This is a genomic window from Rathayibacter sp. AY1H3 (assembly GCF_002932015.1).
Genome location: NZ_PSUU01000017.1, coordinates 69,856 through 75,974, shown reverse-complemented (window position 1 = coordinate 75,974; position 6,119 = coordinate 69,856). Strand labels below are relative to the sequence as shown.

The window sequence follows — 6,119 nt, the reverse complement described above, 5'->3', positions numbered from 1 at the left end:
ACCGCCAGCACCCGCAGCGTCGCCCAGGAGGAGGAGCGCGCCGTCTCGTCGCTCTCCGCCACCGCCGCGACGATCCGCCACCGCGGCGAGCGGGCCGGCAGAGGGCGGGGCCGGGTCCCGCAGGCGCTTGGTGCGACCCAGTGAGAGTCGACGTCACGCTCCAGGGGCTGCCGCGGCTACCGGCGCCGTGGGCGCCGGGGCCGGCCGCCTTGCGTGACGCTCCGCGTCACGCGTCGTGGTCGGTGGTGAGGAAGGTCGCGAGCTCCTCGAGCACGGCCTGCTCGTTGTCGCCCTCGACGCTGACGGTGAGCTCGTCGCCGTGCTCGATGCCGAGCGAGATGATCCCGAGGATCGACGCGGCGTTGACCGGGGTCGCGTCGCCCTTGGCAACGAGGACCTTCTGACCCGACTTCGCCGCGGCCTGGCTGAAGAGCGAGGCGGGGCGGGCGTGGAGGCCCTTCGACGATGCAACCTGCACGGTGCGCTCGACCATGAACGTTTCTCCTTGATCCTGCAGTCGCGACTGCATCAGTGGTGCCCGGAGTCGGGCTCGCCCGGACGGACCGGGCGGGTGGAGGAGTCCCCGTCCGCGCCTGCGACGACCGCGCGAGCGGCGAAGAGGACGGGCAGGGTCTCGAGCACGGCATCGGCACCGTGCGCTCCGAAGACATCGGGCGGGAGGAGGGCGGCCGCGGCTCCCACGAGCTCCGCACGGTGGCGGAGTCCGTCGAACTGCGACTCGAGGTGCGGCCCCACGAGGAGGACGTCGGCCTCGGGGAGGGAGTGGTCGAGACCGGTGAGGGTCTCGGAGCGGAACACGGCATCCATGCCGCGCTCCTTCGCGCCCGCTCGCAGCCGGTGGGCCAGGAACGTGCTCGACGCGCCTGCACCGCAGACGATCAGGATCTTCCGCACCTCGTTCGCCTCCTCGCGTCCGGGTCGTGATTCATCCAAGCATCCCCTCGGAGGGGCGGCACCCTCCAGCAGACAATCTTCCGCGGGGGCGGAAGACGGCCCCTTCCACCCGCGGCGCGGGGGCTCCCGGGCGCGTCGCCGGGGTGATTGACTGACGGGACGTACGACTCGCCGCCCGCGTCCTGCGGGCCCGCGGCAGGGTCGTGGCGCTCCCGGCGCCCGGTCCGACCGCACGCCTGGAGCCTGATGCCTGACAACCGCGAACGACTGCTGGAGTACCTCTCCCGCGCCGACGGCTGGGTGACGGCGCACGAGCTCGCCGACAGGCTCGGAGTCACCACCCGCAGCGTCCGGAGCTACGTCACCGCGGTGAAGGCGCAGGCCGCCCCGCTGGAGCCGGTCGAGTCCTCCGCGAACGGCTACCGGCTCGCGCGCGAGGCGTACGCGGCCTACCTGGAGGCGCAGCGCAGCCGCGACGTCGAGCCCGACACCCCGCGCGACCGGCTGTACAGCATCGTCCGCCGCCTGGTCGACTCCGACGAGGGCCTGGACGTCTTCGCCCTCGCCGACGCGCTGTCGGTGAGCGAGTCGACCGTCGACGCCGATCTGCGCCGGGTGAAGGCCCTCGCCGACGAGGCCGGCCTCGGGCTGGTCCGGCGCGGCCCGTCGGTGCGCCTCGAGGGCAGCGAGGAGGCCCGCCGCCGCCTGATCTCGCGGATGTTCCGCGACGAGAGCGCGCAGGGCGTCTTCACGCTCGACGACGTCCAGCGCGAGTTCGCCTCCCCCGGCCTCGGCGCCTTCAAGACCGAGCTGCTGGCCGAGCTCGAGACCCGCGGCTACTACATCAACGACTACGGCGTGAACAGCGTCCTCCTCCACATCGCGATCGCCGTCGACCGCGTCGCCCGGGGCATCGGGGACCCCTCCGGCTCCCGCCCCTCCCCCGCGATCCACGGCGAGCTCGCGGCCCTGCTGGCGGAGCTGGTGGAGCGGCACTTCGCGACGCGCCTGACCGACGCCGAGCTCGCCCAGCTCGCGATCCTGATGACGACGCGGGTGGCGACGCCCGGGCAGAACGAGCCGGTCGCCGCCGTGGTCGAGAACTACCTCGACCCGGAGGACCTCGCCGTCGTCCGCGAGCTCGTCGCCGACGTCAACCGCGAGTACCTGGTCGACCTGGACGACGAGGGCTTCATCGTCCGCCTCGCCCTGCACGTGCGGAACCTGATCGCCCGGGCCGCCGAGGGCGGCTACTCTCGCAACCCGCTCACCCGCTCGATCAAGACCAGCTACCCGATGACCTACGAGATCGCCGTGTTCCTGGCGAGCGGGCTGCAACGCCGGCGGGGCGTCGTGGTCAACGAGGACGAGATCGCCTACATCGCCCTCCACGTCGGCTCGTTCCTCGAGCGGGTGTCCCGGCGGGAGGAGCGTCTGTCCTGCGTGATCGTCTGCCCCAACTACTACGACCTCGCTCACATGCTGCGCCTGCGCGTCGAGCGCTCGCTCGGCACCGAGGTGGAGGTGCGCTCGCTGATCACGCGGAGCGACGTCGACTGGGACCGGCTCACCGCCGACCTCGTGATCACCACGATCGACGAGCGCCCCGCGTCCGATGACGTCGTGGTCGTGCAGCCGTTCCTCACCGACCACGACGTCGAGACGGTGCGCCGGGCCATCGCCCGCGTCCGCCGGCACCGCCGCCGCGCGCAGATCAAGGACGAGCTGCTGCAGTTCTTCGACGAGGAGCTGTTCTTCCGCAACGTGCACGCGCGCGACGAGGCGGCGATGATCCGGATGCTGGGCGAGCGGATGATCGCCGGCGGCATCATCGACGAGGACTACGTCGACGGCGCCATCGAGCGCGAGCGGATGAGCTCCACGGCGTTCACCGACAACCTCGCGGTCCCGCACGCGATGGCGATGAGCGCCCGCCGCACCTCCATCGCGATCGTCGTGAACGACACCGCGATGGAGTGGGGCGAGCAGCGGGTGAACGTGATCGCGATGATCGCGTTCGCCTCGGCCGGCCGCAGCACCTTCCAGTCGGTGTTCGACCAGTTCGTCGAGGTGTTCGCCGACCGGGCGGAGGTGCAGCGCCTCATCCGGCGCTCCACGGACTTCGGCGGCTTCATCGAGGAGCTGGTGCGGGTGATCGACAGCTAGCCGACACCCGCACTCCGGGTGGAGCCGGAGGGCGCTGTCGTCCTCCCGCTCCCGCGCTTCGTGGGCGCCCGACGGACCCCCGCCGGGCGCGAGAGGCCACGAGGAGCCTCCTCCGCATCGGATCGGAGGAGCTCCGCGTTGGGGCCTCTAGGCGAAGGGCGTCGGCACGATCCCGTAGGGGGCGAGGCCGGCCGCGCCGCCGTCGGCGAGCGTGGTGACCCAGATGCCGTCGTGGTGCACGGCGACGGAGTGCTCCCAGTGGGCGGCCATGCTGCTGTCCTCGGTCGCGACCGTCCACTCGTCCTCGCGGACGAAGGTCTCGGCGCTGCCCGCGGTGACCATCGGCTCGATCGCGACGACGAGTCCCGGCTTCACCTCGGGGCCGCGCTGGCGCACCCGGTAGTTGAAGACCGGCGGAGCCTCGTGCATGGTGCGCCCGATGCCGTGGCCGATGTAGTCGGTGAGGATGCCGTAGACGCGGCCCGAGCGCTCGGCCTCGTCTTCGATGTACTCCTCGATCGCCGCGCCGACCTCGTTCAGATGGCGGGCGGAGGCGAGGGCGGCGATCCCCCGCCACAGGGATCCCTCGGTCACCCGCGAGAGCTCGGCGCGTGCCGCGACCTCCTCCGGGCGGGAGGGATCGGGCAGGACCACCGTCATCGCGGAGTCGCCGTTCCAGCCGTCGATCTCGGCGCCGCTGTCGATGGAGACCAGGTCGCCCGGCTCGAGCACGCGCCCGCCGGGGATTCCGTGGACCACCTCGTCGTTGACTGAGGCGCAGATCGTGTGCCGGTAGCCCGGGACGAGCTGGAAGTTCGAGCGGCCGCCGAGCGCGACGATCGCCGCCTCGGCGATCGCGTCGAGCTCGAGCGTGGTGACGCCCGGGCGGACCGCCGCGCGGACCGCGTCGAGCGAGGCGGCCGTGGCGAGGCCCGGAGCGAGCATCGACCGCAGCTGCGCGGGCGTCTTGTAGAGCGAGGAGCGGAACGCCACGGCTCAGGCGGCCGGGGTGTCGAGGCGGCCCACGCGGTGGCCCTCGAGGGCGACGACGATCCGCTCGGTCACCTCGTCGACCGGCCCGAGGCCGTCGACCACGACCACGAGCCCGCGGGCCGCGTAGACGTCGATGAGCGGAGCGGTCTGCTCCTCGTAGAGCGCGAGTCGGCGCCGGATGACGTCCTCGGTGTCGTCGCTGCGCCCCTGCTCGAGCGAGCGCTTGAGCAGGCGGCCGACGACCTCGTCGGGATCGGCCGTGAGCTGGACGACCGCGTCGAGCCGGTTGTCGTCCGCGGCGAGGATGCGGTCGAGCTCGTCGACCTGCTCCGTGGTGCGCGGATAGCCGTCGAGCAGGAACCCGGTCGACGCGTCCGCCTCCTGGAGGCGGTCGTGCACGATCGCGTTGGTCAGCTCGTCCGGCACGTAGCGCCCGTTGTCGAGGTAGGCCTTCGCCTGGAGACCGAGCTCGGTCTCGTTGGCGACGTTCGCGCGGAAGATGTCCCCGGTCGAGATGGCGGGCACCCGGAGGATGTCGCTCAGCCGAGCGGCCTGGGTCCCCTTGCCTGCGCCCGGAGGGCCGATCAGCAGGAGACGGAAGCCGATCGGATGCGACGTCATCGGAGGAGTCCTTCGTAGTGGCGCTGCTGCAGCTGGGAGTCGATCTGCTTCACCGTCTCCAGGCCGACTCCGACGATGATCAGGATGGACGTGCCGCCGAAGGGGAAGTTCTGGTTCGCACCGACCAGCGCGAGGGCCACGAGGGGCACGAGCGCGATGAGGCCGAGGTAGACCGACCCGGGCAGCGTCACCCGGGTGAGCACGTAGTTGAGGTACTCGGCGGTCGGGCGGCCGGCGCGGATGCCGGGGATGAAGCCGCCGTAGCGCTTCATGTTGTCGGCGACCTCGTCCGGGTTGAAGGTGATCGCGACGTAGAAGTAGGTGAAGCCCACGATCAGGAGGAAGTACAGCGCCATGTAGAGCGGGTGATCGCCCTTGGTGAGGTAGTTCGTGATCCAGGTGACCCAGACCGGGGCCTCCTGGCCAGCGGCGGGCTGGTTGAACTGCGCGATGAGCGCGGGCAGGTACAGCAGCGACGAGGCGAAGATGACGGGCACGACGCCGGCCATGTTGACCTTGATCGGGATGTAGGTGTTGTTGCCGCCGTAGGTGCGGCGGCCGACCATCCGCTTGGCGTACTGCACGGGGATCCGCCGCTGAGACTGCTCCACGAAGACCACGGCGACCACGAGCACGAGGCCCACGCCGAGGACGAGGAGGAAGGTCTCGAAGCCGCGCGACTGCGCGATCGACCACAGGGAGGTGGGGAACTGGGCGGCGATCGAGGTGAAGATCAGCAGCGACATGCCGTTGCCGATGCCGCGCTCGGTGATGAGCTCGCCCATCCACATGATGATCCCGGTGCCCGCGGTCATGGTGATGACCATGAGGAGGATGGAGTACCACTCGTCGGTGATGATGAGCGCCGAGCACTCCGGGACACCTGAGTTGCCGAAGAGGGCGCCCGAGCGGGCGACGGTGATCAGCGTCGTCGACTGGAGGACGCCGAGCGCGATGGTGAGGTACCGCGTGTACTGGGTGAGCTTGCCCTGACCGGACTGCCCCTCCTTGTACAGGGTCTCGAAGTGAGGGATGACCACGCGCAGCAGCTGCACGATGATCGACGCCGTGATGTACGGCATGATCCCGAGCGCGAAGATCGACAGCTGGAGCAGTGCTCCACCGCTGAAGAGGTTCACGAGCTCGTAGAGACCCGAGGTGCCCTGGTTGCCGGCGAGACAGGCCTGCACGGCGCTGAAGTCGACGAACGGAGCAGGGATGAAGGATCCCAGCCGGAAGATCGCCACGATCGCGAGGGTGAAGCCGATCTTGCGGCGGAGGTCGGGGGTGCGGAAGATCCGCGCAACGGCGCCAAACACTACCTAAGGTCTCCTGCTCAATTCTGTGGTGCGGGATACAGGTCGAGCTTGCCACGCGCTCCCGGAGGGAGTCGGCGTGACAAGCTCGACCGACAAGCTGCTGGT

6 protein-coding genes are annotated in these 6,119 nt (G+C 70.6%); 1 reads left to right on the top strand and 5 read right to left on the bottom strand.

The genetic code is table 11. The features are described 5' to 3' along the window. Positions 1–226: 226 nt before the first annotated feature. Together C5C33_RS08640 and C5C33_RS08635 are read right to left on the bottom strand one after the other, a co-directional pair. Positions 227–493 carry an HPr family phosphocarrier protein gene (locus C5C33_RS08640; RefSeq protein WP_104224553.1) on the bottom strand — a complete coding sequence of 89 codons (267 nt, stop codon included), beginning with the start codon at positions 491–493 and terminating at the stop codon, positions 227–229. A 35-nt stretch (positions 494–528) separates the two neighbouring features. Next, positions 529–954 carry a PTS sugar transporter subunit IIB gene (locus C5C33_RS08635; protein ID WP_181065531.1) on the bottom strand — a complete coding sequence of 142 codons (426 nt, stop codon included), beginning with the start codon at positions 952–954 and terminating at the stop codon, positions 529–531. Positions 955–1,161: 207 nt separating this feature from the next. Here C5C33_RS08635 and C5C33_RS08630 point away from each other — a divergent pair, with 207 nt between their 5' ends. Then, positions 1,162–3,081, top strand: coding sequence for a BglG family transcription antiterminator (locus tag C5C33_RS08630; RefSeq protein ID WP_104260916.1), 1,920 nt, complete (start codon positions 1,162–1,164; stop codon positions 3,079–3,081). A 147-nt stretch (positions 3,082–3,228) separates the two neighbouring features. Here C5C33_RS08630 and map read toward each other — a convergent pair whose 3' ends face one another. The 3 genes from map to secY are packed head-to-tail and all read right to left on the bottom strand — an operon-like array spanning position 3,229 to position 6,014. Further along, the gene (gene map / locus C5C33_RS08625) at positions 3,229–4,074 is read right to left on the bottom strand and encodes a type I methionyl aminopeptidase (protein ID WP_104260915.1); all 846 of its coding nucleotides are present in this window, start codon (positions 4,072–4,074) and stop codon (positions 3,229–3,231) included. Between the two features lie 3 nt (positions 4,075–4,077). After that, on the bottom strand, positions 4,078–4,695 hold the full coding sequence (locus tag C5C33_RS08620; protein ID WP_181028829.1) for an adenylate kinase: 618 nt from the start codon (positions 4,693–4,695) through the stop codon (positions 4,078–4,080). Then, the gene (gene secY, locus C5C33_RS08615) at positions 4,692–6,014 is read right to left on the bottom strand and encodes a preprotein translocase subunit SecY (protein WP_104224557.1); all 1,323 of its coding nucleotides are present in this window, start codon (positions 6,012–6,014) and stop codon (positions 4,692–4,694) included. The genes C5C33_RS08620 and secY overlap by 4 nt, the downstream gene beginning before the upstream one ends. Between the last annotated feature and the right edge of the window lie 105 nt (positions 6,015–6,119).

Bases quoted from the DNA above. Each gene is read 5' to 3' on its own strand.
- C5C33_RS08630 (WP_104260916.1), top strand. From the start codon at position 1,162: ATGCCTGACAACCGCGAACGACTGCTGGAGTACCTCTCCCGCGCCGAC.
- C5C33_RS08640 (WP_104224553.1), bottom strand. From the start codon at position 493: ATGGTCGAGCGCACCGTGCAGGTTGCATCGTCGAAGGGCCTCCACGCC.
- C5C33_RS08620 (WP_181028829.1), bottom strand. From the start codon at position 4,695: ATGACGTCGCATCCGATCGGCTTCCGTCTCCTGCTGATCGGCCCTCCG.